This is a genomic window from Seohaeicola zhoushanensis (assembly GCF_014656415.1).
GTDB classification, from domain to species: domain Bacteria; phylum Pseudomonadota; class Alphaproteobacteria; order Rhodobacterales; family Rhodobacteraceae; genus Seohaeicola_A; species Seohaeicola_A zhoushanensis.
Genome location: NZ_BNCJ01000024.1, coordinates 19,995 through 46,069, shown reverse-complemented (window position 1 = coordinate 46,069; position 26,075 = coordinate 19,995). Strand labels below are relative to the sequence as shown.

At 64.3% G+C, this 26,075-nt stretch carries 19 protein-coding genes and 2 tRNA genes; 14 read left to right on the top strand and 7 right to left on the bottom strand.

Translation table 11 applies throughout. The features are described from left to right. The first annotated feature begins 57 nt into the window (after nt 1–57). A complete protein-coding gene (locus IE266_RS23175) occupies nt 58–4,446 on the top strand; it encodes a calcium-binding protein (RefSeq protein WP_189682518.1) in 4,389 nt (1,462 codons plus the stop codon). Between the two features lie 26 nt (nt 4,447–4,472). Further along, nucleotides 4,473–5,021: a hypothetical protein gene (locus IE266_RS23170; RefSeq protein WP_189682517.1), complete on the top strand. Its 549-nt coding sequence runs from the start codon at nt 4,473–4,475 to the stop codon at nt 5,019–5,021. A gap of 330 nt (nt 5,022–5,351) precedes the next feature. On the opposite strand, the gene IE266_RS23165 is transcribed toward IE266_RS23170, so the two are convergent. Beyond that, nucleotides 5,352–5,975, bottom strand: coding sequence for a hypothetical protein (locus IE266_RS23165; protein ID WP_189682516.1), 624 nt, complete (start codon nt 5,973–5,975; stop codon nt 5,352–5,354). A gap of 455 nt (nt 5,976–6,430) precedes the next feature. On the opposite strand from IE266_RS23165, the gene IE266_RS23160 reads away from it, so the two are divergent. Together IE266_RS23160 and IE266_RS23155 are read left to right on the top strand one after the other, a co-directional pair. After that, nucleotides 6,431–6,507 (top strand) — tRNA-Asp (locus tag IE266_RS23160). Nucleotides 6,508–6,692: 185 nt separating this feature from the next. Next, nucleotides 6,693–6,769 (top strand) — tRNA-Asp (locus tag IE266_RS23155). A gap of 123 nt (nt 6,770–6,892) precedes the next feature. On the opposite strand, the gene IE266_RS23150 is transcribed toward IE266_RS23155, so the two are convergent. From IE266_RS23150 to IE266_RS23140, 3 genes are all read right to left on the bottom strand, one after another. Beyond that, nucleotides 6,893–7,507 (bottom strand): 2-dehydro-3-deoxy-6-phosphogalactonate aldolase, encoded by a 615-nt coding sequence (locus IE266_RS23150; RefSeq protein ID WP_189682515.1) that lies wholly within the window; start codon nt 7,505–7,507, stop codon nt 6,893–6,895. After that, nucleotides 7,504–8,400, bottom strand: a complete 897-nt coding sequence (locus tag IE266_RS23145) for a 2-dehydro-3-deoxygalactonokinase (RefSeq protein ID WP_189682514.1) — start codon at nt 8,398–8,400, stop codon at nt 7,504–7,506. Before IE266_RS23145 ends, IE266_RS23150 begins: the two co-directional genes overlap by 4 nt. Nucleotides 8,401–8,463: 63 nt before the next feature. Beyond that, the gene (locus IE266_RS23140) at nt 8,464–9,255 is read right to left on the bottom strand and encodes a glycoside hydrolase family 25 protein (protein ID WP_189682513.1); all 792 of its coding nucleotides are present in this window, start codon (nt 9,253–9,255) and stop codon (nt 8,464–8,466) included. Nucleotides 9,256–9,399: 144 nt separating this feature from the next. On the opposite strand from IE266_RS23140, the gene IE266_RS23135 reads away from it, so the two are divergent. After that, complete coding sequence (locus tag IE266_RS23135; RefSeq protein ID WP_189682512.1) at nt 9,400–11,019, top strand: acyl-CoA dehydrogenase family protein; 1,620 nt, start codon at nt 9,400–9,402, stop codon at nt 11,017–11,019. On the opposite strand, the gene IE266_RS23130 is transcribed toward IE266_RS23135, so the two are convergent. Together IE266_RS23130 and IE266_RS23125 are read right to left on the bottom strand one after the other, a co-directional pair. After that, entirely contained in the window at nt 11,016–11,894 is an 879-nt protein-coding gene (locus tag IE266_RS23130; RefSeq protein WP_189682511.1) for an alpha/beta fold hydrolase, read from the bottom strand. The two genes, IE266_RS23135 and IE266_RS23130, sit on opposite strands and share 4 nt — an antisense overlap. Nucleotides 11,895–11,980: 86 nt before the next feature. Beyond that, a complete protein-coding gene (locus IE266_RS23125) occupies nt 11,981–13,360 on the bottom strand; it encodes a M20/M25/M40 family metallo-hydrolase (RefSeq protein ID WP_189682510.1) in 1,380 nt (459 codons plus the stop codon). Between the two features lie 557 nt (nt 13,361–13,917). Between IE266_RS23125 and hemA the strand changes: the two genes are divergently transcribed. The 5 genes from hemA to IE266_RS23100 all read left to right on the top strand — a co-directional run bounded on the left by hemA (nt 13,918) and on the right by IE266_RS23100 (nt 18,904). Beyond that, the gene (hemA, locus tag IE266_RS23120) at nt 13,918–15,141 is read left to right on the top strand and encodes a 5-aminolevulinate synthase (RefSeq protein ID WP_189682509.1); all 1,224 of its coding nucleotides are present in this window, start codon (nt 13,918–13,920) and stop codon (nt 15,139–15,141) included. Nucleotides 15,142–15,269: 128 nt separating this feature from the next. Further along, the gene (locus tag IE266_RS23115; protein WP_189682508.1) at nt 15,270–16,496 is read left to right on the top strand and encodes a helix-turn-helix domain-containing protein; all 1,227 of its coding nucleotides are present in this window, start codon (nt 15,270–15,272) and stop codon (nt 16,494–16,496) included. 64 nt (nt 16,497–16,560) lie between these two features. After that, on the top strand, nt 16,561–17,682 hold the full coding sequence (ispG, locus tag IE266_RS23110; protein WP_189682507.1) for a flavodoxin-dependent (E)-4-hydroxy-3-methylbut-2-enyl-diphosphate synthase: 1,122 nt from the start codon (nt 16,561–16,563) through the stop codon (nt 17,680–17,682). 56 nt (nt 17,683–17,738) lie between these two features. Continuing rightward, nucleotides 17,739–18,233: an MbcA/ParS/Xre antitoxin family protein gene (locus IE266_RS23105; RefSeq protein ID WP_189682506.1), complete on the top strand. Its 495-nt coding sequence runs from the start codon at nt 17,739–17,741 to the stop codon at nt 18,231–18,233. Further along, the gene (locus tag IE266_RS23100; protein WP_189682505.1) at nt 18,230–18,904 is read left to right on the top strand and encodes an RES family NAD+ phosphorylase; all 675 of its coding nucleotides are present in this window, start codon (nt 18,230–18,232) and stop codon (nt 18,902–18,904) included. Before IE266_RS23105 ends, IE266_RS23100 begins: the two co-directional genes overlap by 4 nt. On the opposite strand, the gene IE266_RS23095 is transcribed toward IE266_RS23100, so the two are convergent. After that, a complete protein-coding gene (locus tag IE266_RS23095) occupies nt 18,901–19,653 on the bottom strand; it encodes a DsbA family protein (RefSeq protein ID WP_189682504.1) in 753 nt (250 codons plus the stop codon). The two genes, IE266_RS23100 and IE266_RS23095, sit on opposite strands and share 4 nt — an antisense overlap. Nucleotides 19,654–19,748: 95 nt before the next feature. Here IE266_RS23095 and IE266_RS23090 point away from each other — a divergent pair, with 95 nt between their 5' ends. The 4 genes from IE266_RS23090 (at nt 19,749) to prfB (ending at nt 26,007) form a co-directional block, all read left to right on the top strand. Continuing rightward, on the top strand, nt 19,749–20,894 hold the full coding sequence (locus IE266_RS23090; RefSeq protein ID WP_189682503.1) for a pyridoxal phosphate-dependent aminotransferase: 1,146 nt from the start codon (nt 19,749–19,751) through the stop codon (nt 20,892–20,894). Continuing rightward, a complete protein-coding gene (locus IE266_RS23085; protein ID WP_189682502.1) occupies nt 20,891–22,102 on the top strand; it encodes an N-acetylmuramoyl-L-alanine amidase in 1,212 nt (403 codons plus the stop codon). The genes IE266_RS23090 and IE266_RS23085 overlap by 4 nt, the downstream gene beginning before the upstream one ends. 97 nt (nt 22,103–22,199) lie before the next feature. Beyond that, nucleotides 22,200–24,791: a penicillin-binding protein 1A gene (locus IE266_RS23080; protein ID WP_189682501.1), complete on the top strand. Its 2,592-nt coding sequence runs from the start codon at nt 22,200–22,202 to the stop codon at nt 24,789–24,791. Between the two features lie 88 nt (nt 24,792–24,879). Next, complete coding sequence (gene prfB, locus IE266_RS23075; protein WP_189682500.1) at nt 24,880–26,007, top strand: peptide chain release factor 2; 1,128 nt, start codon at nt 24,880–24,882, stop codon at nt 26,005–26,007. Nucleotides 26,008–26,075: the final 68 nt, after the last annotated feature.

Sequence of the window (26,075 nt, the reverse complement as noted above, 5' to 3'; positions counted from 1 at the left end):
CGCTGGAGCAGCAGTTCTTATCTTCGTTTTGTTTGAGTATGTTTAGGGGATTCTTTAATGAGTGGGTTTTCAGAATTAGACTATATTGAGTTGTATGATGCTTATGTTGCTGAGCTTGACGATGAGTATGGGTCTGAGAGCGCTTTAGCGACTGAGATCGAAAGCTACTTTAACTCCAATGGAGGAGCTGCATCCCCTTGGATATTGGATCGCATGTCGGAGACAGGTACGGCAGCACAACTTTACTTACCTGACGTAGTTGATACCGCAAATACGGTCGTTAATGACTTCATGATTACATTAGGTGGAGCCGGCGCCTACGATTTGTCTAAGATGCTATCCACAAAGAATATGGCAGAGATAGTCGATGATTTCGGTGCAGCCGCTACGGCAAACAATCCTCCTCTTACGGCTCAGGCACAGTCAGCATTCAGTGATTTTTCTCGAGCTGCCTCGAAGTGGGCGCTTAAGGGCGCAGTGGTTGGTGTGGCATCTCAGGTGGCGCTCGAGGCTCTCGATCAAGACTGGGTTGGTGTCGCGCATGATATGGCTGGCTTTGGTATCACATTCCAGGCGGCGAAGATTGGTCAAGTTGGAATGGAGGGTTTTGCGAAAGCATTGGCAGACGGTTTATATGGTCCTGTCTCCGGATCTAAGTTATCGTTCTTTGGAAGCAAATTTGTTCAAGCCTCTGGTGGTCTTCTTTTTGCAGGATCGGCTTACTTTGCATTCGATCAAGCTTGGAAGCTTGCTGAGCAACTGCACTCAGGACAGCTTCAAAGTGACTATAGTTGGTTCCTTGGTAAGGTTCTTGAATACGGCGAAAATTATCTCGATGACTTGTTCGACGGCCTGGTTGATCCGCAGGATTTCGCTGACGCGATCAAGCCTTATCTTGATAAGTGGGTTCCGGAAGCGCCGAGATTTGGGCTTCCTGGTTGGCTTGATGGTCCGCTTCCGCTTTTTGGTGGGGCAAAAGACATTGTTTCTCCGCTGGTGCTCGACCTAGACGGTGATGGGGTCGAGCTAACGACCTTTAGCGCCGCCACGACTACTACTTTCTTCGATATCGACGGGGACGGATTTGCCGAACAGACAGCTTGGGTCTCGTCAGATGATGGCTTTCTCGTTAGGGACGTGAATGAGAACGGGTCCATCGATGATGTGACGGAGCTCTTCGGTAGCCCGACGGTTGATGGTTTCGCCAAGTTAGCGCTGCTGGACAGCAACGGTGACCTCATCATCAACCAGTATGACGATGCCTGGGACGAACTGCTGATCTGGCAGGATGTGAACGGTGACGCAACATCGCAGGCGGAGGAACTGGTCACGCTTGCTTCTCTGGACATCGTCAGCATCGACTTGGCTGGTGTGACGGCAAGCACGACTACCATCAGCGGCAACCCGATAAGCCATACGAGCACTTTCCGCTATGAAAACAACACCACTGCGGCGATCGTCGATGCGTGGTTTGTCCACGACAACGTGAACACCACCTACGCTGCCGACTACACGTTGGATGTGGATGCGATCTTTCTGCCGACCTTGCGGGGTTTCGGCGAAGTTGCCGCTCTACACATCGCGATGAGCGTGAACGAGGACCTACTGGACCTAGTCGCTGACTTGACGACGGGTTGGGGATTTGATGCCTGGGAGGACCCAAGCGCTCTCGACAACGCAGTCTCTGAAATCTTGTACGAGTGGGCGGGAGTGACAGATAGCTCCCCGAGTGTTTACGGCGGCGTGCTCGATAGCCGAAGCTTGGCCTTTATGGAGGTCTACTTCGCTCAGGCGTGGTCTCAAACACAAGTTACGCCCCAGTTACAACAGTCAGCCACACTTCATGCGGCCTGGCTTAGCATCTTTGGTCATCTGAAAGCTGCGATCTTGGTCCAATCCGGTGCGCACTCACTCTTTGCCAGCAATGTGACATACGACCTTTATGCGGGCGAAGTGAGCGGGACAATGTCCCTTTCCTCGTCGGCGATTGCGAGCCTCACCGCTTTTGCTGACAATGCCACGGACACCGAGGCATACTGGATCGCTGTCGCGGAATTTCTGGAATTTACGGCCGGGCTCGATAATCTTTCAACTGACGAAAATACGTGGTTGGGAGATGCTGTGGCTGCTTCCTCAAGCCTACTTACATGGACGGAGCTTGCCTATCTGGCAGTTAACGGCCTAGAGCCAGAGAGCATTTACGGAACGAACGTCGGTGAGACAATCACAGGAGACAACGGTGCTGATCATGTATACGCGGACGGAGGTAACGACACCATCTACGCTGAGGGCGGCAATGACATTGTAGAAGGCCACGGCGGCGACGATACAATCTATGGCGGTACGGGTAACGACGAATTGGATGGTGGCGTCGGTTCCGACACTCTCTACGGGGAGGGAGGTAGTGACCATCTTGTTGGCGGAGACGATGCGGACCTGCTTGATTCCGGCACAGGTGATGATATTGCTATAGGTGGGAACGGAAACGATACATACGTTTACACGTCGGGTAACGACTGGTATTCAGAGTGGGCGGGCGCAGGAACTGATGTCATCCTAATGCCCACCGGGATCACTTCGGCGGATATTTCTCTCGCGCGTATCAATCAAGACAATCTCCTAATTTCTGTTGATGGATTGGGGACGATCGAGGTAAATGAGTTCTTTTATGGGACGACTTTTCGGATTGAAACCATCCAATTTTCGAATTCAACAACACTCGACCTTACCGCGATCTCAGAAATATCCGTGTTGGGAACAGATGGCGATGATTTCATAGACGGTTCGAACTACGTAGAAGACACGATGTACGGCTTTGCGGGGAACGACCGTTTGCGAGGCTTCACGGGTGACGACATACTTGATGGTGGTTCTGGAAACGATGTTCTGCAGGGGGCCGCGGGGGCAGATCGATACATCTTCAGTCCAGGTTTTGACACTATCAACGAATCCGGCACCGATATAGATACACTCGTAATTCCCGTGGGGTATACCATCAATGATCTTACGTTCACTAAAAGCGGCGTTGATCTATTAGTGTTTGCCGCTGGATTAGGTCAGGTCGAAATAGATAAGTTTTTCCAGTCGTCCAGCTACCGCGTCGAAGAAATATATCTCGAGGAGAGCTCAAGTTCTGTTCTCTTTTCTTCCTTGAGTATTGAGCAGCGTGGAGGCGATGGAAATGATAACTTGAGTGGTATCTCAAGCGGCGTCTCTGCGAACGACGTTCTGAATGGTATGGCTGGCAACGACACCTTACAAGGTCTACTTGGAGACGATACCTATGTGTTCTCAGTGGGGCAGGACATCTTCATCGACACCGGCGGTACTGATACGATTGTGTTTTGGGAAGATTGGTTGCCCGAAAATATCACAATGTATCGGCAGTCAGCCTATGGCACTGGCTCTAACGCAGATGATCTTGTCGTCGTTGATCATCTCGGCAACAAGACGATTGTGCCTGACTTCTTCGATATATCATCCAGACTCATTGAGTATGCAGAATTCTCCGATACAACGGTCTGGGACTTAGGGGCTATTTCATACGAGACTTGGGGAACTTCCGGGAACAACGTCTTGGACAATAGTGACAGTTCAAACGGAGTATTTAGGCCTTATGCAGGGAACGATATAATTTACGGGCGTGGTGGCGACGATATTGTATATTATACCTCGGGGTTGGACACGGTGAGTGACACGGGTGGCACTGACACACTTCACATCGAGAATTATACCGTCAGCGATGTCAGCATTTCAAATTATAGTACCTATCACATAAAGCTAGTGTTCAGTTCTGGCGTTGACGAGATAACCATGAACTATTTCCGTCAGAGCGCTACAAATGAAGTGGAGATCATTCGCTTCGAAGACGGGTTCCAAGCCGACCTTCCATCATATGCTTCTTGGCAGTGGGGGACAACAAGCGGCGAAACCTTAAACGGCACATCCGGCGCAGACACGATCGTTGGCAAGGCCGGGACCGACACCGTGAACGCAGGTGCGGGTGCTGACGCCGTTCATGGCGGAGCTGATGCCGATACGCTGTATGGCGGCGATGGCGACGACCTGCTTCATGGCGGCACTGGCGATGACGCGCTCTACGGCGAGGACGGTCTCGATACGCTGCTTGGCGGCAGTGGAGCGGATACGTTCGCCCTTGAGGCGGCAAGCGCGTTTAACGATGTTGATGTGATCTCCGATTTCAGTGAAGGTGATGGCGACATCATCGACATCTCGGACATCCTTGATGGCTACTACACGTTTGGCACGGACGTCCTTACCGACTTCGTTCTGATCACGGACGTCGGCACCGACAGCACCCTTGCTATTGATCAGGACGGTACTGCGAACGGCAGCAACTTCACTGCAGTCGCGACCTTGCTCGGTGTCACCGGCCTTACGAACGAGTCGGCTCTGGAAACCAGTGGGGCATTGGTTACACACTAGGTCCATGCTTTGCGACGGAGCGGCCGATGATCGTTTGTCTGGGTTGGGGATCGTTGATCTGGAACCCCGGAGACTTGCCTATCAAAGGTGGCTGGCAGGCCGATGGGCCTGTCCTGCCACTTGAATTCGCGCGGCAATCAGGCGAACGGCACATCACACTTGTTGTCTGTGAGAGCGGCACTCCCTGCACCTGTCTTTGGGCGGAGCTTGATGTTCCTGATGTTGAAGCGGCTCGTTCAGCGCTCAAGACGCGCGAGCGGTTACCGTCGACACGCAACGCGGCATATTGGTCACCTGGCGACCGGTCGGATCACTTTGGTGGTGAGATCATCGAAGCGTGGGCGATAGGGAGGAAGCTCGATGGCGTCGTCTGGACGGGACTCCCGCCGAAGTCTCCTGCAACAGAAAAGAACCATGACTTTCCGAGCGCTGACGTCGTCCTTGAGCATCTGAAGGCGCTCGACGGTGAAGCGCGTGTCAAGGCCGAGGAGTATGTCCGGCGCGCGCCGCCGAAGGTCAGGACCCCCTATCGCACTCGCATCGAGGCGGAGCTTGATTGGCTGCCCCAGGACTGATGTCCCTTGGGACAAATATGGGACACTCGGTAGCCGATTCGGGCGACAAAGAGCGACATACGGCGACAACTAAGCTATTGATAAGATGAAAAAACCTTTCATCATCAAGGGCTTGGGATCGCCCTCCGAAGGCAGAGGTCACAGGTTCGAATCCTGTCGGGTGCGCCATCTTTCCCACATGCAGACCTCTTATGTCCAAGCCGGAGCCGCCTTGTTTCGCTGGCGAACCGGGTATTCATGCCCGGCGGGTGCGGACGAGCGATTATGACCATACAGATTCGGTGTTCAAATCACGGCCGCCGGGCGCAAATGATCGGGGAAATCCGTCGCCTACCGTTGCCTGTGGCGGCGACGAAGCAGAAGGGTTGCAAGCCCGCAGGCAAGCAAGACACCGCTTGCCGGGATCGGAACCGGGCGGACCAGGGCGAAATTGTAATCGGCACCGACCCCGTAGTATTCGACCCCATCGAATACCCAGCCAACTTCATAGTCGTGCGCAATGGTAAGTTTCCCGCCCGTCCTGGGATTGTATTCAAGTTCGATTACTGCGGTCGCGGATTCATTCATAATGTCCGAAAAAAGCGTGCCGTCATGCCTTGTCAGTACGCCGAAGCCCAAGATCGAATAGCTGAACGAGGAGTTCCCCGGCGTGACGAACCTGAGCCGATAGTCCCGGCCTACCGCTTCGATGGATATCGTGGCGGCGAGCGACCGTGTGCCCCAAAAGCCTGTCCAGTTACTGGCGGCATAGCTGGGTACGCTGTCGGATAAAAATGTGATTGCTCCAACGCCTGGGATGTATTCTCCCGACTCTAGGTCTGTGCCTCGCCAAAGATAATAGGTTACGCTTTCTAATCTGGCCTGTACGTTCAAGAGTTCCTTGTTGAATTGAACCGGTGCAGCTTGCGCGGACGAAGCAAAAAGGAGCGCGAAGAGCGCAATAATCAGTTTCATGAATACCCCCACGGTCGAAACGTAACCAAGTTGTGGCCATGTTCGATTCTTCGCAAGTGAATTATTAACAGATTGCAGTCTGCAACTTCGCGCAAAGCTGAGCACTTGGGCAGTGCTGACTGCGTCTCAGGCGGCAATCGCAGGAAACGAGGACTGCGACATGCCCTGATCGGCAGCCCGCGCCACCAACTGTCTTCGGCACGGTTCCCGAAGCCTGACGTTCCGCCCACGGCCCTTGAAACGGAGCATCAACCCGATCCGTCGGGGGATCAAGGCGGGAGGGGTTCGGCAAAGCCTCCTACACAAGGTCTCGCCGGCCAAGCGGCGGTTGGCCCCAACCGCCTGCCAGCCATGACGATCATCGCCCCCATCCGGGGGCATCTGAAAAAGGTTGGAAATTCCTGCCAAAAGGCGCTTGACGCCACTTGGGCCATAGCCTATCTCGCCCTCATCGCGCGGTTGTAGCTCAGTCGGTTAGAGTACCGGCCTGTCACGCCGGGGGTCGCGGGTTCGAGCCCCGTCAACCGCGCCACTTCTCCCCTCGGTCGGTAGATACCTCTCCCGGCGCAGACATCCCAACAATCGTAATGACCGTTTTTCCAGGGCCTCCGTTCCGGGTTATCATGTGCATGCCATGGTGGAATTTGCCCTCTGTTCAGACTGTGTTCCAAAGGCGCTTGACGCCACCCGGGGCATAGCCTATTCCGCCCTCATCGCGCGGTTGTAGCTCAGTCGGTTAGAGTACCGGCCTGTCACGCCGGGGGTCGCGGGTTCGAGCCCCGTCAACCGCGCCACTTCTCCCTTCAGTGGGTGATCCTTCCTCCCGGCGTCGCAATCCAGAGACTGCAAAACACCGCTTGAACAGTGTGTTGCCGCATTTTCTTCATGTACGTGTCCTGGTGGAAGCCCGCCCGCGCTCAGTCAGCCGCGGGACAACTCGCGTCAAAGGCCGCGATCACCGAGACGGCCTTTTCGCCAACCGTCGCCGCGCTGTCTCCTGGCCGGTAGAGCGCGGTGCCGATGCCGAACCCGCTGGCCCCGGCCGCGAACCATTCGGCGAAATTGCCCCGCGCCGCGCCGCCCACGGCCAGCACTTCGGTGCCCTCGGGCAGCACCGCGCGCAGAGCGGCCAATCCGGCGGGGCCGATCAGCGAACCGGGGAAGAGCTTCAGCCCGTCCGCCCCGGCGCGCAGGGCGGCGAAGCACTCTGACGGCGTCATCACGCCGGGATACGACAACATCCCCGCCGCCTTGGTCGCACGGATCACCTCGGGATTCATGTCGGGCGAGACCACCAGCCGCCCACCGGCGGCCTGTACCTCGGCCACCTGTTCCGGCTCCAGCACCGTGCCCGCGCCGATCAGCGCGGCATCGCCGAACCGCCGCGCCAGCCGGGCGATCGAGTCATAGGGACGGGGCGAGTTCAACGGCACCTCGATGCGGTCGATTCCCGCCGCGATCAGCACCGCGCCGATGTCTTCGACCTCCTCGGGGCGCACGCCACGCAGGATCGCGATGATCGCCCGGCTCATGCCATGACCTCCCGCGCCGCGATCAGCCCCGCCAGCGCCATGCGTTCGCCCGAGACCAGCTCGGCGGCCAGCCCCTGCGCCGCCAGCGCCTCGCGGTAGGGCTCGGCCACGGCGGCCGAACCGATCAGCACCACCTCGGCCCCCAGCCACCAGGGCCGCGCCCCGGCCAGCTCCAGCCCGATCAGCAACCCCGAGAGACGCGCCCGCGCGACCACCGGGTCCAGCCCCTCCAGCAGCGACCCCGCCCGCAGCGAGAACAACGCCGCGCCGAGCGACTCGGGGCGCGAGATCGCATCGCCTACCGCATCGCGGAAGGCGTCGGCGTCATGGCCGTCGCTGGCGACCGAGAGGCGCAGCACCGATTGCCCCGCCAGCAGCGCGAACAGCTCGCCGGTCATGAAGGTGCGGAAACTCACCACCTCGCCGGCACTGATCTGCACCCATTTCGTATGGGTGCCCGGCAGGCAGATCACCCCGTCGAAGCGGGGCCGCCCGGCGAGGAAGCCGGCAATCTGCGTCTCCTCGCCGCGCATCACGTCGACCGGGCGGGCCTGGCTCAGCCCAGGCAGGATGCGCACCTTCAGGCGCTCGTCCCGCACCGGCACCTTCACCGCGCCTTCGCCCGCCGGGGTGCAGGGCACCGCGCGATAGGGCGCCTCGCGCCAGCCGGTGCGCGCCCCGGCCATGCCGCAGACCAGCACCTCGGTCACGCGATCACCTGCAAGGTAGCGCTCGGCATGGCGCAGCAGCACGGCCTCGTAGTCCTCGGGCGCAAGCTGGCCCATGCCCTCGCTGCCGCGCGTCTCGGCGAGAACCTCGCTCCCGCGCATCGCCCAGATCCGCAGCGCGCTGGTCCCCCAGTCGACGGCGATCCATTCGGCCCTCTCCGGCATCCGTTCCTCCGCAGGCAGCTGTTCCGGCCCTGTCTTGCCAGCCCGAACGCCCGCGCGCAATCGTCAGAGCGGCCCCGACCAGGCCCGCCAGCTCTCGGGCGAGCCGGCAAAGACGTTGATGTCGACCGGCCCCGAGACGCCCGGCACCACCCCGGTCCCGGTATACTGCCAGAACGTCCAGCGCGCGCCCGGGTAGACCTCGCGCGGATGCCCCGCGACCGAGCGCAGCCAGAACTCGGTTCCAGCCAGCTTGCCGATGCCGGTCTCGCGGTAGAAATCGGGCGTGGTATAGACGATGGGCCGCCGCCCATAGTGGCGCTCCAGGATGTCGAGGAAGCGCCGTGCCTCCGCCCGCACCGTCGCGCCATCGGGCCGGGTGCGGCAGGTGGGCGAGCGGTGGTTCCACTCCATGTCCAGCACATGGGGCAGGGCGGAGGCGTCCCTGGGAACGTTGCGGATGAACCAGCGCGCCTGTTCCGCCGCCGGTCGGCAGAAGTAGAAATAGTGATAGGCGCCCTGCCGCACCCCCGCGCGCGCCGCCCCGCGCCGGTTGTCGGCAAACATCGGGTCGACCACGTCGCCGCCCTCGGTGGCCTTGAGATAGGCGAAGCTGACCCCCGACCGCCGCACCTGCGGCCAGTCGATCGCGCCCTGGTAGCGGGCGACGTCGATACCATGCACCGGATAGTGATGCGGCGCCCCGGCCACCCAGTCGTGCGGGTCCAGATCCTCGAAGCGGGGCGTCTCGATAAAAGAGAGCCGCTCGCCATCCGCCACCGTCACCGGCGGCACGCTGCGCGTCCCGCAGGCGGCCAACAGGGCAAGCGCGAGCGGGATCAGGATGGAATGGCGCATGTCGGAGATCTCCTTCGGCGTATGCCCAGTAAACCCGCGCCGCCCCCCGGCTGGCAAGCCTTGCCTCTGCGATGCGCGCGACCTTGCCACCCGGCTTGGCCCGGCTCCCGCAATGGGTCTATCCTGCCGCCACAGGAGGAGCCCATGACCACCTCACCGCCCCGCAGCGCCCTGCCGACCCACGAGGTCACCAACCAACCGCCGCCGCGCGGCGATACCGATCTCTGGGCGAGTGACACGCCCCTGCGCGAAGGCATCGCCCGCGAAGGCGGACAGGAGGCACCGCTCGCCGCCTATGGCGCGGTGCTCGGCACCAAGGCGATGCGCGAGGCGGCCCGCGACGCCAACCGCGTGCCGCCCGAGCTGCGGCTCTTCGACCGTTCCGGCCGGCGGCTGGACGAGGTGCATTTCCACCCGGCCTACCACCAGCTGATGCAGGCGGGCCTGGGCGCGGGCTATGCCGCCCTCGCCTGGGAGAGCGCGCCCGGAGGCCATGTCACCCATGCCGCCATGGTCTATCTGCACAGCCAGGTCGAACCCGGCACCTGCTGCCCGATGACCATGACCTATGCGGCGGTCCCGGCGCTGGCGGCCTCCGAGAGCCTTGCGGCCGAATGGCGCCCCAAGCTGCTCTCCCGGCGCTACGACCCCACGGCCCGCCCCCTGGCGCAGAAATCCGGCGCCACGCTCGGGATGGCGATGACCGAGAAGCAGGGCGGCTCGGACGTGCGCGCCAATGCCACCACCGCCACCCGCGCGGGCGATCACTGGCGGCTGCATGGCCACAAGTGGTTCTGCTCGGCGCCCATGTCCGACGGCTTCCTCACCCTGGCCCAGGCGCCGGGCGGGCTCAGCTGCTTCCTGGTGCCGCGCTGGCTGGACGGCGAGCGCAACCCCATCCAGATCATGCGGCTCAAGGACAAGCTCGGCAACAAGGCCAATGCCTCCTCCGAGATCGAATACCAGGGCGCGCTGGCGTATCTGCTGGGCGACGAGGGGCAGGGCGTGCGCACCATCATCGAGATGGTGCATCACACCCGGCTCGACACCGCCATGGCCCCCACCGGGCTGATGCGCGGCGCATTGGCCGAGGCGCTGCACTGGGCGCGCCATCGCCGCGCCTTCCAGAAGGGCCTGATCGACCAGCCGCTGATGCGCGCGGTGCTGGCCGACCTCGCGCTCGACGTCGAGGGCGCGCTGGCGCTGGGGCTGCGCGTCGCCCGCGCCTTTGACAGCACGACAGAGGAAGACCGCGCCTTTGCCCGGATCGGCGTGGCGCTGGCCAAATTCCTCAACAACAAGCGCTGCCCGCAGGTGACCTACGAGGCGATGGAGGTGCTGGGCGGCATGGGCTATGTCGAGGACACGCCAATGCCGATGTATTACCGCGAGGCCCCGCTGAACGGCATCTGGGAAGGCTCGGGCAATGTCATCTGCCTCGACATCCTGCGCACGCTGGCCAAGGAACCCCTCGCCGTCGAGACGCTACGCGCCGAACTCGCCGCCGCCCGTGGTGCGGATGCCCGTTACGACGCGGCGCTCAGGGCGCATCACGAGCGTTGGCCGACGCTCCCGCCCGAGGCCGAGGCCCGCTGGTTCGCCGAGCGCACCGCGCTGCTGCTCACCGCCTCGATCCTGATCCGCCACGCGCCGCCCGCCGTGGCCGACGGCTTCACCGCCACCCGCCTGGGCGAGGCCGGGCGCATCACCGGCGCAATCGGCGGGGTCGATAAGGTAGGCATTCTCGCCCGGCTGGAACCCTAAAGCCCGCCGAGGAACGCCATCAGCGCCGCCGCCGTCTCGCGCGGGGCGGTGTCGGGGAAGAAATGCCCGCCCGGTATGCCCTCGGTGCGCATGTCGGCCAGCCTGTCGGCCCAGGTGGCCGGCACATCATATTCGCGCGCCATGACCCCGTCGGCGCCGTAAAGGACAAGGGCAGGGCAGGCGACCCTGCGCCCCAGGTCGATGGCGTCGTGGTGGATATCGATGTCGATGGCCGCGCGGTAATCGTTGCACATGGCCGCGATGGCCGCGGGCGCGCGCCAGTTGCGCCGGTAGAACTCCATCGCCTCGGGGTCAAATGCGTCAAGCCCCGCCGCCCCGAACCCGGCCATGGCGGTCTCGAAGAAGTAATCCGGGTCGTGGCCTATCATCCTCTCGGGGAAAGGCGCGGGCTGGGCCAGGAAGAACCAGTGGTAATAGGCCCGCGCAACCCTGGTCTGCAGCTCCGTCAGGATCAGGTGCGTCGGCACGATATCCATCAAGGTCAGGCTGGCCATCGCCTCGGGCGCATCCAGCGCAAGCCGGTGCGAGGTGCGCGCCCCCCGGTCGTGCCCGACAAGGTGAAAGCGGTCGAACCCCAGCGCCCGCATCAGCGCCAGCTGGTCCGCGGCCATCTCGCGGAAGGCATAGGCGGCGGTGCCCTCGGGCTTTGAACTCTCGCCGTAGCCGCGCAGATCGGCGGCCACCACGGTAAAGCGGTCGGTCAGCACCGGCGCGATCTCGCGCCACATGGCCCGCATCTGCGGGAAGCCGTGCAGCAGCAGCACCGGCGGGCCGCTGCCGGCGATCGAATAGGCGATGGTCTGGCCGTTCACTTCGGCCAGCGCATCGGCAAATCCGGGGATCGGGCCGCTCATGGCGCGCCCCGTCCCGCCGGGAGCCGGAATTCGCCCCGAATTCCGGACGGATTTCTTGCAGAAATCCGGACACCCCCGCCCATCGCTCAGCCCTTTCCGGTCAGCGCCGCCAGCACCCGCGCCCAGCTGCGGATGCCCTTGTGGAAGCTCTCCATGTCATACTTCTCGTTCGGCGAGTGGATCTGGTCGTCGTCCTTGCCGAAACCGATCAGCATCGGCGTGGTGCCGAGGATATTGGCGAAATGCCCGGCAATCGGGATCGAACCGCCGCAGCCGATATAGGCCGCCGTATCCGGCCATTCGTCGCTCAGTGCCTGGCGCGCCTTCTCGAAGACCGGGTCCGAGGTGTCGAAGGCCCCGGCCTGCGAGGCGCCGTGGGGCTTGAACTCGACCTCGCAGTCGGGCGGCAGCATCGCGCGCACCATCTCGCGGAAGCTCTCGCGGATCTTCAGAGGATCCTGGGTGCCGACCAGCCGGAAGGAGATCTTGGCATGGGCCTTCGAGGGCAGCACCGTCTTGAACCCGGCACCGGTATAGCCGCCCCAGATGCCGTTCACCTCGCAGGTTGGGCGCGACCAGATCATCTCCAGCGGCGTGCGGTCCTGCTCGCCCGCCGGTTGCGACAGGCCGACATCGCCGAGGAAGGTCGCATGGTCGAAGGCCAGCCCCTGCCACTGGGCGCGCATCTCGTCCGACAGCTCGGGCACGCCGTCATAGAAGCCCGGCACGGTGATGCGCCCGGTCTCGTCGTGCAGGCTGGCGATGATCTTGGACAGCACCCGCACCGGGTTGATCGCCACGCCGCCATACATGCCCGAATGCAGGTCGCGCGAGGGGCCGGTGATCGTCAGCTCTTCGCCCAGCAGGCCGCGCAGCATGGTGGTGATCGCCGGCACGCGGGATTCGAACAGCCCGGTGTCGCAGATCAGCGCGAGGTCCGATTTCAGCTCTTCCGCGTTCTCCTTCATGAAGGGCACCAGCGAGGGCGAACCCGACTCTTCCTCGCCCTCAAGGAAGAAGGTCAGCCGGCAGGGCAGCTCGCCTTTCACCTCCTTCCAGGCCCGGCAGGCCTCGACGAAGGTCATCAGCTGGCCCTTGTCATCGGCCGCGCCGCGCGCGCGGATCACCTTGCCCTTCGGCGTGTCCTGGATTTCGGGGTCGAAGGGGTCGCGGTCCCAGAGGTCAAGCGGATCAACCGGTTGCACGTCGTAGTGGCCGTAGAACAGCAGGTGCGGGCCGGTGCCTTCGATATGGCCCACCACCATCGGATGGCCCGGCGTGGTCCGCTTCTCGGCCGCGATGCCCAGCGCGTTCAGATCGGCCACCAGCCAATCGGCGGCGGCGTCGCAATCCGCCTTGAAGGCGGGATCGGTCGAGATCGAGGGAATGCGCAGCAGATCCAGCAGCCGCTCGGTCGCGGCGGGCAGGTCGGCATCGATTCGGGCGAGTACAGCGTCCAGGGACATTCCGGCAATCTCCGTTGTTGGCATGGCCGCGCGACCGTATCAGCGCGCTCGCCCGTGTCCAGAGTGCAGTTGCCATCCGGCCCGTGCCGGCGAAAAACGAAAAATTTATTGCATCTTTTGCAGGGGAAAGTCTCCGGCAACGGCCACAAGAACCATGGGGAAGAGACGTTGGCCGTTGCCGGATCATGACTGCCCGGACGGCGACACCAGCCGGCCGGAAATGCGAAACCTGCATCCGCCGGCGGGACGACCGGCGCAGTCATGTCGCTTAAAATCAATTGCTTAACCGAGGCGGTCAATTCGCCCCTAACATCACTCCCACTCATTAATCACCCAGTGGTTGCAGCCTGCGCTTACTGTCGCATGACGTAAAGTCAGGTATTCCTGACCGGGCCTCCTCGGGCCTATTGGCTTGATGCAGATCAAGGCTGCGACATGCTGCCCACGGTTAGGCAGTTGATCGAAACGCAATCGGCCTGTATCCATTCGCGAATGTGAATACGGCTCGGGCCGGCCGGCCGCCACACAGGCGGCACCGAATAAATGGAGGACCTCCGGTGGACTACACCGCGAAACTCGACGCTGCCCTCGGGCGACTGCATGACGAAGGCCGGTATCGCACCTTCATCGACATCGAACGGGTCAAGGGCCAGTTCCCCCATGCGGTCTGGACGCGTCCCGACGGCACGCAGCGCGACATAACCGTCTGGTGCGGCAACGACTATCTCGGCATGGGCCAGCACCCGGTGGTGCTCGCGGCGATGCACGAGGCGATCGACGCCACCGGCGCCGGTTCGGGCGGCACGCGTAACATCTCGGGCACCACGGTCTACCACAAGCGGCTCGAGGCCGAGCTGGCCGACCTGCACGGCAAGGAAGCCGCGCTGCTCTTCACCAGCGCCTATGTCGCCAATGACGCGACGCTGAGCACGCTGCCCAAGCTGTTCCCTGGCCTCATCATCTATTCGGACGAGCTCAACCACGCCTCGATGATCGAGGGCGTGCGCCGCAACGGTGGCGCCAAGCGGATCTTCCGTCACAACGATGTCGCGCACCTGCGCGAGCTGCTGGCCGCCGACGACCCCGACGCGCCCAAGCTGATCGCCTTCGAGTCGGTCTACTCGATGGACGGCGATTTCGGCCCGATCGAGGAGATCTGCGACCTGGCCGACGAATTCGGCGCGCTGACCTATCTCGACGAGGTGCACGCGGTGGGCATGTATGGCCCGCGCGGCGGCGGTGTTGCCGAGCGTGACCGGCTGATGCACCGTGTCGACATCATCAATGGCACCCTGGCCAAGGCCTTTGGCGTGATGGGCGGGTATATCGCCGCATCGGCGAAAATGTGCGACGCCATCAGATCTTACGCGCCGGGCTTCATATTCACCAGCTCGCTGCCGCCGGCTGTCGCGGCAGGTGCCGCGGCCTCGGTTGCCTTCCTCAAGCGGGCGCCGGAACTGCGCGAGCGTCACCAGACCCAGGCCAGGATCCTCAAGACCAGGTTCAAGGCCATGGGCCTGCCGATCATCGACCACGGCACCCATATCGTGCCGGTTATCGTCGGCGACCCCAAGCACACCAAGATCCTCTCGGACATGCTGCTCGAGCATTACGGCATCTACGTCCAGCCGATCAATTTCCCGACCGTGCCGCGCGGCACCGAACGGCTGCGTTTCACGCCGTCGCCGGTGCATGGCCCGAAGGAGATCGACGGGCTGGTGCGCGCCATGGATGCACTCTGGTCGCATTGTGCGCTGAATCGCGCCGAACTCGCCGGCTGATTGCAAGGATCCGTGGGCAGAACCCGCGAATCCTGTTAAGGTGACCTCAACGAAAAGCGTGGACGAATCGATGGGACGATTCCAATACGCTGGAGTTGGGACAATGCAGGCGGAATGGGGCGGCAGGCATGATTGGGCGCAGATCCCCGCGCACCTCTGACGACGACAAGGACGTTGTCGAGCTGAAAGGCTTTGACGACTTCGAGCTACGTCTTGGGGACATGATGCGGGGCGAGAGGGCGACAATGGGAAAGTCGCTGCTCGACGTCCAGCGCGAGTTGCGGATCAAGGCCTCGTACATCGCCGCAATCGAAAATTCAGACCCTTCCGCTTTCGACACGCCCGGCTTCATCGCCGGGTATGTTCGGTCTTACGCACGCTATCTGGGCATGGACCCGGACGAAAGCTTCACCACATTCTGCCGCGAAAGCGGCTTTGCTGTCGCGCATGGCATGTCTGCCGAGGCCTCGGTGGTGAAGAACCCTCTGCGGAGCGGACCTTCCCGCCATCCGATGCCGGCACGCGACATCTTCGCCGCGCCCAATACGCCCTTCGCGCCGGTCGGTGAAAGCCTCCTCAGCCGGATCGAACCCCGCGCACTCGGCTCGACGATGGTGCTGCTGGCGCTGATCGGCGGTATCGGCTTCGGCGGCTGGACGCTGCTGAAGGAAGTGCAGCAGGTGAAATTCGCACCCGTGGACCAGGCCCCGGTGGTGCTCTCCGAGCTCGACCCGCTTGCCACCGCCCGCAACGCCCGGCCCGAGAATGCCCGCATGGTCGCCCCCTCGGTCGAGGCCTTCGACCGGCTCTACCGCCCGCAGGCGCTGGATGTGCCGGTGCTGGTCGCGCGCGATGCGCCGATCTCCACGCTCGACCCGCGCAACGTCGGCACCTTCCGCGCCCCCGGTCTGCCCGAGGTGCAGGACTCCGACGGCAGCCTGATCGCATCTGCCGCGACCACCGCAACCGCCACCGGCCCGACCGAAACCGTGCCGCAGGTGGTCGAGACGCCCGGCCCGGCGCTCCAGGTCGTCGCCGTGCGCACCAGCTGGGTGCAGATCAAGGACGCCAGCGGCACCGTGATCTACGAGGCCACCATGCAGCCCGGCGACAGCTGGGAAGCCCCGCTGACCGAGGAACCGCCGCGCCTGCGCACCGGCGAAAGCGGGGCTATCTATTTCGCGATGAGCAACAAGTTCTACGGCCCGGTCGGCAAGTCCGGCCAGATCACCTCGAACCTGCCGCTCTCGGTGGCGAGCCTCAAGGAAGCCTACCTGCCGGTCGAGATCGGCACCGACGCCGGCCTCGTGCGCTATGCCGAGGCGCGAGGTATCAGCGCACCCGCCGCCGACTGATTGCGGCCCGGCCGCGCGCGGCCTATGTTCCCGCCAAACCCGGTCCCCAATTGGGAGCTTTCGCATGTCGCATAACCCCGTGCGCCCCTGGCGTTCCATCGAACGCCGCAAGTCGCGCCGCATCATGGTGGGCAACGTGCCCGTCGGCGGCGATGCCCCGATCTCGGTGCAGACGATGACCAACACGCTGACCACCGATGTGGCGGCGACCGTCGCGCAGGTGCAGGCCGTGGCCGATGCCGGCGCGGATATCGTCCGTGTCTCGGTGCCCGACGAGGCCTCGGCGAAGGCGCTCAAGGAGATCGTGCGCGAAAGCCCGGTGCCGATCGTCGCCGACATCCACTTCCACTATCGCCGCGGCATCGAGGCCGCCGAGGCCGGCGCCGCCTGCCTGCGCATCAACCCCGGCAATATCGGCAGCCCCGACCGCGTGCGCGAGGTCATCAAGGCCGCGCGTGAGCACAACTGTTCCATCCGCATCGGCGTCAACGCCGGCAGCCTGGAAAAGCACCTGCTCGAGAAATACGGCGAGCCGTGCCCCGACGCGATGGTCGAATCCGGCCTCGAACACATCCGCATCCTGCAGGACAACGACTTTCACGAGTTCAAGATCAGCGTGAAGGCCTCCGACGTCTTCATGGCCGCCGCCGCCTACCAGCAGCTGGCCGAGGCCACCGACGCGCCGATTCACCTCGGCATCACCGAGGCCGGCGGCCTGGTGAGCGGCACCGTCAAGAGCGCCATCGGTCTTGGCAACCTGCTGTGGATGGGCATCGGCGACACCATCCGCGTCAGCCTCTCGGCGGACCCGGTGGAAGAGGTCAAGGTCGGCTTCGAGATACTGAAGTCGCTCGGCCTGCGCCATCGCGGCGTCAACATCATCTCTTGCCCCTCCTGCGCGCGGCAGGGCTTCGACGTCATCAAGACGGTCGAGATCCTGGAAAAGCGGCTGGAACACATCAAGACGCCGATGAGCCTGTCGATCATCGGCTGCGTGGTGAACGGCCCGGGCGAGGCGCTGATGACCGATGTGGGTTTCACCGGCGGCGGGGCAGGGTCGGGCATGGTCTACCTGGCCGGCAAGCAAAGCCACAAGATGGGCAACGAGGCGATGGTCGACCATATCGTCGAGCAGGTCGAGAAGAAGGCCGCCGAGATCGAGGCGTTGGCGGCCGCTGCCGAGTAAGGCTTGATTTGTCCATATCTGGACATTATGTTCGGATCAGGACAAAGGAGCCCGCCATGGCCAAACCCGCCACAGCCCCCGAGATCGTCGCCGCCGAGCAGATGGGCCCGGCCCGGCGCAAGCAGCTAGGCGCGCCGGGGCTGCGCGCCTTTCTCGCCATTGCCGACCTCTGGGGCCTCACCGAGAAACAGCGCCTCGCGGTGCTGGGCCAGCCCTCGCGCTCGGCCTATTACGGCTGGGTGAAGAAGGCCGAGGCCGGGGCCGAGGTGGCCCTGCCGCTCGACACGCTGCTGCGGGTCTCGGCGGTTCTGGGCATCCACAAGGCGCTGGCGATCCTGTTCCACGATCCGCTGCAGGCGCTGGTCTGGCTCAAGGGTGCGCACCAGGGGCTGCCCTTCGCCGGGCAGGCCCCGCTCGACCTGGCGGTCTCCGGCACCCAGGACGGGTTGATGAGCCTGCGCCGCTATCTCGACGCCTGGCGCGGCGGCGCCCAAGGCGTGCCGCCCGAAGGCATGGAACCCGTCACCCGCGACAGCCTCGTCTTCGCGTGACCGATCCCGCCGATGTCCCGACCGTCGCGGCCCCGGCGCGCACGCATCGCGTCGTGCCCAGCCGCTTTCCCCCGGTCAATGCCTTCGAGACTGTGGCCAGCGCCGACGACCTCGCCGCGGTGATGGAACTGGAAGGATGGACCAACGACCGCCTCGTCGCCCACCGCCTGCGCCGCCTGCCGCCGGATCAATGGGTCTGGGGCAGGGCGAACGCCAGCGTGGTCATGGCGGCCTTCCTGCACGGCTCGCCCAACGGCTCGCGCTTTACCGGCGGGCATCTCGGCGCCTGGTATGCCGCCGCCACCTCGACCACCGCGCTGGTCGAAGTCGCCAGCGCCCTGCGCCGCGAGGTGGTGCTGTCAAACCTGGCCGAGATGACCGCCGACTATCGCGGCTATGTCGCAAGGCTCGGTGGTGAATACGCCGATATCCGGGGGCAGGCGCCCGACCTGCACGCGCCCGACAGCCATGCGGCGGGCCAGGTCTTCGGCGAGGCGGTGCGCGCCGGCCCGCTGGCCGGGATCAGCTATGACAGCGTGCGCGACAGGGGCGGCTGGAACCTGGTCTGCTACCGCCCCGCGCTGGTCACCGACGTCCGCCAGGGCCAGCACTGGCGGCTGCGCCTGGGCGCAACCGGCAAGGTCCTGGTCGAGACGCTGGCGAAACCCTAGCCGCGCTCGGCGGCGACCAGCTGCGCCAGCTGCGCCGCGGGCAGGTAGCCGCGCAGCATCTGGCCTTCCAGCACGAAGGTCGGCGTGCCGTTGATCTGCAGGCGTTGCGCCAGGTCGCGGTTGGCGGCGATCTCGCGCGTGACCTCGTCGCTGTTCATCTTGGCGAGGATCGGCTCGGCATCCAGCCCCAGCCCGTCGGCCAGGCGGCGCAGCGAAACCTCGCTCAGCTCGCCGTCGAGTTCGAGCAGCGCGTCATGCACCTGGCTATAGGCATCGCCACCGGCCACCAGCCGCGTGGCGATGGCAAAGCGCGACGAGATCATCGAGGCCTCGCCCAGGATCGGGAATTCCTTTATGATGAGGCGGATATTACCGTCCGACTTCAGCAGACTCGCCACCTCGGGCACCGCCTTGCGGCAATAGCCGCAGCGATAGTCCATGAACTCGACCAGCGTCACGTCGCCTTCGGGGTTGCCGCCGACCCAGGAATAGCCGTCCTCGAAGATCTCGGTGTGAAAGGCCGTGATCATCGCCCGGTCCGATTCCTCGGCCGCCGCCGCCTCGCGCGCCTTCATGGCGTCGACGGCTTCGAAGATCACCTCCGGGTGCTCCATCAGGTAGGCCCGCACCTCGGCGCGGAAGGCCTCGCGTTCGGCATCCGACATCGCGGCCGGGTCGAAGGCAAAGGCCGGCGCGGCGCTGGTCAGCAGGGCGGCGATCAGGGCAGGGCGAAGGACAGTCAAAATCATGTGTTCACGGATCCCGGGAAAATTGCGGTTGCGGCGATTGACGCCAACGGCTCTACGCGGTCAAAGAGCGCTTGCCGCGACAATGGAAGATGGTCATGCGAAACTCAACCCGGTCCCGTGTCGATCCCTTCATTGTGATGGATGTCATGGAGGCTGCCCGCAAGGCCGAGGAGGCCGGGCGTCACATCATTCACATGGAGGTCGGACAGCCCGGCACCGGCGCCCCGAGGGGCGCGATCGAGGCTCTGAAAGGCGCGCTCGACGCCGATGCGCTCGGCTATACCGTCTCGCTGGGCCTGCCGGCGCTGCGCCGGCGCATCGCGCAGCTTTACGGCGAACGCCACAACCTCGACCTGAACCCCGAGCGGGTGATCGTCACCTCCGGCTCCTCCGGCGGCTTCCTGCTGACCTTCACCGCGCTCTTCGACACCGGCGACCGCGTCGGCATCGGCGCGCCGGGCTATCCTTCCTACCGCCAGATCCTGCGCGCCCTCGACCTGGTGCCGGTGGATATCGAGACGGCGGTGAAGAACCGCTACCAGCCGGTGCCCGCCGATCTTGCCGGGCTCGACCTGGCGGGCCTGATGGTGGCCTCGCCCGCCAACCCGACCGGCACCATGCTGGGCCACGACGCGATGGCCGGCCTGATCGGGGCCACGCAGGAGGCGGGCGCCAGCTTCATCTCGGACGAGATCTACCACGGTCTGGAATACGAGGCGAAGGCCGTCACCGCGCTGGAAATCAGCGATGACGTCTATGTCATCAACTCCTTCTCCAAGTATTACTCGATGACCGGCTGGCGCATCGGCTGGATGGTGGTCCCCGAGGATCACGTCCGCGTGCTGGAACGCATTTCGCAGAACATGTTCATCTGCGCCCCCCACGCCAGCCAGGTCGCGGCCCTCGCCGCGATGGAATGCGACGAGGAACTGCAGGCCAACCTGCGCGTCTACGCCGAGAACCGCCGCCTGATGCTTGAGGGGCTGCCCAAGGCCGGCTTTACCAGGATCGCGCCGCCCGACGGCGCCTTCTACGTCTATGCAGATGTCTCCGACCTGACCTCCGACAGCCGCGCCTTTGCCGCCGAGATCCTGGAAAAGGCCGGTGTCGCCGTGACCCCGGGCCTCGATTTCGACCCGGTCCGCGGCGCGACCACGCTGCGCTTCTCCTACGCGCGCTCGACGGCGGATATCGCCGAGGGGCTCGACCGGCTGGCCCGCTTCATGGCCGCGCGCGGATGAGACGACTGCTCGCCGCATTGGCGCTGACCCTGCTGGCCGGCGGGGCCTTCGCGCAGGGCTTCGGCGTCGCGGCGCGGATCGATCCCGCGCAGAGCCGGATCGCCGACGAAGGCACCGGAGTGCGCATCGGCCTCGCGCTCAGCCAGGGCGTGCCCTGGCGCGTCTTCACGCTGGATGCGCCGCCCCGCCTCGTGCTCGACTTCCAGGAGGTCGACTGGACCGGGCTGACCCCCGCCCAACTGCTGGCCACCAGCCGCATCGGCGGCGTGCAGTTCGGCACCTACGTCCCCGGCTGGTCGCGCCTCGTCGCGGAACTGGCCGCGCCGATGGCGGTGGGCCAGGCGGCGCTGACGCTCGACGCGTCAGGCGTGGCCCGCCTCTCGGTCACGCTCGCGCACACGACCCCCGAGGCCTTCGCCGCCGCCGCAGGCGCGCCGCAGGACCCGCGCTGGGACCTACCGGCGCCCGCCACGCTGCCCCAGCGTCCCAAGCGCCAGCCCGGCGACCCGCTGCGCGTCGTGCTCGACCCCGGCCACGGCGGCATCGACCCCGGCGCCGAGACGGCGGATATCGACGAGAAGGGCCTGATGCTGACCTTCGCGCGCGAGTTGCAGGAGGTACTGGTGCGCAGCACCGGCTTCGAGGTGACCCTCACCCGCGACGACGACTACTTCGTCTCGCTCGAACGCCGCATCGCCATCGCGCATGAGGCGGGGGCCGATGTCTTCATCTCTCTGCACGCGGATTCGCTCTCCGAAGGGCTGGCCCATGGCGCCACCGTGCATGTGCTCTCCAAGGACGCCTCCGACAAGGCGACCGAGAAACTGGCCGAGCGTCATGACCGCGACGAGTTGCTTGCTGGCGTCGACCTCAGCGAGGCCGACGACGAGGTGACCTCGGTGCTGCTCGACCTCGCCCGACAGGAGACGCAGCCCAGGACCGAGGCGCTGGCCCATGCGCTGGTGCAGGGCATGGCCGAGCAGGGCGGCCCGATGAACCGCCGCCCCTTGCGTGCCGCCGGTTTCTCGGTGCTCAAGGCCGCCGACATCCCTTCGGTGCTGATCGAGATCGGCTTCCTCACCAGCCCGCGCGACCTCAGGAACCTGCGCGATGCGCAATGGCGCGCGGGCATGGCGCAGGGCATCCGCAACGCGCTGGTGCGCTGGCGCGAGGCCGATACGGCCCTGCGCCCGCTGGTGCGCCACTAGATGCGCGCCTTCGCGCTCAGGCATTGCAGGAACGTGTTTTGACCCTGCCGCCGGCAGGGCCTATATTGACGCTTACTCCAGAGACAAGGGCAGTCGCGTGATCCGGTTCGTTTTATCCTTTTTCGGGGCGATCTTTACGGTTGTCACCCTTGGCATCGTCGCGGCGGCTGTCGGCATCGGCGGCATCTTCTGGATGTACACCCGCGACCTGCCGAGCCATGAATCGCTGGCCCAGTACAAGCCCCCGACGATCAGCCGGATCTACTCCGGCGAGGGCCACCTGATCGACGAATTTGCCCAGGAGCGCCGTCTCTTCGTGCCCGCCGACGAGATTCCGCCGCTGGTGAAAGAGGCCTTCATCTCGGCCGAGGACAAGAATTTCTACACGCACAAGGGCTATGACCTGCGCTCCATCGCGGCGGCCGGTGTCGAGGCCATCAAGTCGCGCGGCAAGAGCGTGCGCGGCGCCTCGACCATCACCCAGCAGGTGATGAAGAACTTCCTGCTCTCGGGCGACCGCAAGATCGAACGCAAGATCAAGGAAATCATCCTCGCCTCGCGGATCGAGGAGACGCTCTCCAAGGAACAGATCCTCGAGCTCTATCTGAACGAGATCTTCCTCGGCCAGAACTCCTACGGCGTCGCTGCCGCGGCCCAGACCTATTTCAACAAGACCCTGGGCGAACTGGCCCCGCACGAGGCTGCGATGCTGGCCTCGATGCCGCAGGCGCCCAGCGAATACCACCCGGTGCGCGCCAAGGAGCGCCTGCTCCAGCGCCGCAACTACGTGCTGCGCGAGATGCGCGAGAACGGCTACATCGACAGCGCGACCTACGACCACGAGGTGGCCGAGCCGCTCCGCTCGGTCCAGAACGGCGATTTCGAGGGCTTCCGCACCGCGTTGCCGCCGCGCAGCTACTTCACCGACGAGATCCGCCGCCAGCTGAGCGAGAGTTCGCAGCTGCGCGCCGATATCGGCCGTCAGCTGGGCCGTGACTTCGGCGAGGGTGAGTTCTTCACCGGCGGCTTCTCGGTGCGCGGCACCATCGATGAAGAACTGCAGAAGGTGGCCGAACAGGCCCTCCGGCGCGAGCTTGAAGGCTATGACCGCAGCAGCGGCGTCTGGCGCGGCACGGGTGAGACAATCGAGGCCGCCAAGCTCAAGTCCGAGGACGACTGGCGCGCCGCGCTGGCCGCCGTCTCGGTCCCGCGCGACATCGTGCTTGATGGCCAGTGGTATCCGGCAGTGGTGCTGCAAGTCACCGACAAGGCCGCCCGCATCGGCATCGAGAACGTCGACGAAGACAAGGACGGCCACTGGATCGAGGCCAAGGATGTCACCTGGGCGCGCAAGAAGAAGAAGGACGGCACGCTTTCCTCCAAGGCCAAGGTGCCTGGCGATCTGGTCGATACTGGCGATGTGGTGCTGGTGCGCGCCATCACCGACAAGGAAGGCAAGTTCGTCCGCTGGAGCCTGCGCCAGGTGTCGGAAGTGCAGGGCGGCTTCATGGCGATGGACGTCAATACCGGCCGCGTGATCGCCATGCAGGGCGGCTTCTCCTACCAGGCCTCGGTCTTCAACCGCGCGACCCAGGCGATGCGCCAGCCGGGCTCGTCGTTCAAGCCCTTCGTCTATGCCGCCGCGCTCGACAGCGGCTTCAGCCCGGCCACCATCGTCATCGACGCGCCCATCGAGATCAATACGCCCCAAGGCGTCTGGCGTCCGCGCAACTCGTCGAACAAATACTACGGCCCGACGCCCCTGCGCACCGGGATCGAGCAGTCGCGGAACCTGATGACCATCCGCCTGGCGCAGGAAGTGGGCATGGAGGTCGTCGCAGGCTATGCCGAACGCTTCGGCGTCTATGACAACATGGGGCCGTTCCTGGCCAACTCGCTGGGCTCCGAGGAAACCACGCTCTACCGCATGGTCGCAGCCTACGGCATGTTCGCCAACGGCGGCGAGCGCGTGGTGCCGACCCTGGTCGACCGGGTGCAGGACCGCTACGGCAACACGATCTACCGCCACGACCGCCGCACCTGCGTCGATTGCGACTCTGCTGCCCTGCCGCTGGGCCGCGCGCCGCGCATCGAGAGCAACCGCGAGCGGGTGATGGACGCGATCACCGCCTACCAGCTCACCTCGATGATGAAAGGCGTGGTCGAACGCGGCACCGCCGCCGGCACCGTCAACCTTCCGGTGCCGACCGCCGGCAAGACCGGCACCACCAACGACGCCCGCGACGTCTGGTTCGTCGGCTTCACCTCGAACGTGGTGGCCGGCTGCTACATCGGCTACGATCAGCCCCGCCCGCTGGGCCGCGGCGCCTATGGTTCGTCGATGTGCGGCCCGGTCTTCCAGGAGTTCATGACCGAGGCGGTCAAGAAGTTCGGCGGCGGCCCCTTCGAAGTGCCGCCCGGCGGCCATTTCATCAAGATCGACCGCTATACCGGCAGCCCGCTGCCCGACGACGCCAGCGGCCCCTACGTGGTGGCCGAATACTTCCGCGACGGCCAGGACATCATGTTCGGCCTCGCCTATGACGGTGGCTTCGGCATGGGCTCGAACCTGCCGCTCTTCGAGGAAGTGGTCGAATCCGGTCGCCAGGTCCAGACCTCCACCGGCCAGACCGTGGTGGTGGGGCCGAAGGCGAATTTCGGCACCGTCAGCTCGGGCGGCCTCTACTGAACCAGCACAGGGGGCAGGCGGCTCGCCGCTTGCCCACTCCGTCGGCGTGGTCTATCACCGCCCGCAAACAAGATCCCGAAGGACCGTCATGCGCGCCGAAATCCAGAACATCGTGGCCGAGATCGAGAAATCCCTGGACCTGCTGGCCCAGCGGATGGACTACGAGACCGCGCCGCACCGGCTCGAGGAATTCAACGCGCGGGTCGAGGCGCCCGATCTCTGGAATGACCCCGAGAAGGCGCGCAAGCTGATGCACGAGCGGCAGATGCTGGTCGATGCGCTCGACACCCACAACTCGATCCGCCAGGAGCTGAGCGACAACATCGAGCTGATCGAACTGGGCGAGGCCGAGGACGACAGCGAGGTGGTGACCGAGGCCGAGAACGCCCTGCGCGCCCTGCGCGAGAAGGCCGCCCAGAAGGAACTCGAAGCCCTGCTCGATGGCGAGGCCGACGGCAACGACACCTTCCTCGAAATCAACGCCGGAGCCGGCGGCACCGAGAGCTGCGACTGGGCCTCGATGCTGGCGCGGATGTATGTCCGCTGGGCCGAGAAGAAGGGCTACAAGGTCGAGCTCCAGTCCGAAAGCGCGGGCGAAGAGGCGGGCATCAAGTCGGCCACATACAAGATCTCCGGCCACAACGCCTATGGCTGGCTCAAGTCCGAAAGCGGCGTGCACCGCTTGGTGCGCATCTCGCCCTTCGACTCGGCGGCCAAGCGGCACACCTCCTTCAGCTCGGTCTGGGTCTACCCGGTGGTGGACGAGAACATCGAGATCGAGGTCAGCCCGGCCGATATCCGGATCGACACCTACCGCTCCTCCGGGGCAGGCGGGCAGCACGTCAACACCACCGACTCGGCGGTGCGGATCACCCACTTCCCCACCGGCATCGTGGTTACCAGCTCGATGAAGTCGCAGCACCAGAACCGCGAAGCCGCGATGAACACCCTGAAATCGCGCCTCTACCAGCTCGAACTCGACCGCCGCATGGCCTCGACGCTGGAAGCCCACGAGAACAAGGGCGAGGCGGGCTGGGGCAACCAGATCCGCTCGTATGTTCTGCAGCCCTACCAGATGGTTAAGGATCTGCGGACCAACTACGAGACCTCGGACACCAAGGGCGTGCTCGACGGCGACCTGGACGGTTTCATGGCCGCCACCCTGGCCCGCGACGTATCGGGCAAGAGCCGCGCCGAGGCGCAGGCGGGGGCGTAGGCTTTACCTGGCGTCAATAAGTTTTTCGGATTCGCGCGTTTTCGTGATACGGTCCCCCATCGGGGATC

Coding starts and splice junctions, on each gene's coding strand:
- IE266_RS23175 (WP_189682518.1), top strand. CDS start 58: ATGAGTGGGTTTTCAGAATTAGACTATATTGAGTTGTATGATGCTTAT.
- IE266_RS23170 (WP_189682517.1), top strand. CDS start 4,473: ATGATCGTTTGTCTGGGTTGGGGATCGTTGATCTGGAACCCCGGAGAC.
- IE266_RS23165 (WP_189682516.1), bottom strand. CDS start 5,975: ATGAAACTGATTATTGCGCTCTTCGCGCTCCTTTTTGCTTCGTCCGCG.
- IE266_RS23150 (WP_189682515.1), bottom strand. CDS start 7,507: ATGAGCCGGGCGATCATCGCGATCCTGCGTGGCGTGCGCCCCGAGGAG.
- IE266_RS23145 (WP_189682514.1), bottom strand. CDS start 8,400: ATGCCGGAGAGGGCCGAATGGATCGCCGTCGACTGGGGGACCAGCGCG.
- IE266_RS23140 (WP_189682513.1), bottom strand. CDS start 9,255: ATGCGCCATTCCATCCTGATCCCGCTCGCGCTTGCCCTGTTGGCCGCC.
- IE266_RS23135 (WP_189682512.1), top strand. CDS start 9,400: ATGACCACCTCACCGCCCCGCAGCGCCCTGCCGACCCACGAGGTCACC.
- IE266_RS23130 (WP_189682511.1), bottom strand. CDS start 11,894: ATGAGCGGCCCGATCCCCGGATTTGCCGATGCGCTGGCCGAAGTGAAC.
- IE266_RS23125 (WP_189682510.1), bottom strand. CDS start 13,360: ATGTCCCTGGACGCTGTACTCGCCCGAATCGATGCCGACCTGCCCGCC.
- IE266_RS23115 (WP_189682508.1), top strand. CDS start 15,270: ATGATTGGGCGCAGATCCCCGCGCACCTCTGACGACGACAAGGACGTT.
- ispG (WP_189682507.1), top strand. CDS start 16,561: ATGTCGCATAACCCCGTGCGCCCCTGGCGTTCCATCGAACGCCGCAAG.
- IE266_RS23105 (WP_189682506.1), top strand. CDS start 17,739: ATGGCCAAACCCGCCACAGCCCCCGAGATCGTCGCCGCCGAGCAGATG.
- IE266_RS23095 (WP_189682504.1), bottom strand. CDS start 19,653: ATGATTTTGACTGTCCTTCGCCCTGCCCTGATCGCCGCCCTGCTGACC.
- IE266_RS23090 (WP_189682503.1), top strand. CDS start 19,749: ATGCGAAACTCAACCCGGTCCCGTGTCGATCCCTTCATTGTGATGGAT.
- IE266_RS23085 (WP_189682502.1), top strand. CDS start 20,891: ATGAGACGACTGCTCGCCGCATTGGCGCTGACCCTGCTGGCCGGCGGG.
- prfB (WP_189682500.1), top strand. CDS start 24,880: ATGCGCGCCGAAATCCAGAACATCGTGGCCGAGATCGAGAAATCCCTG.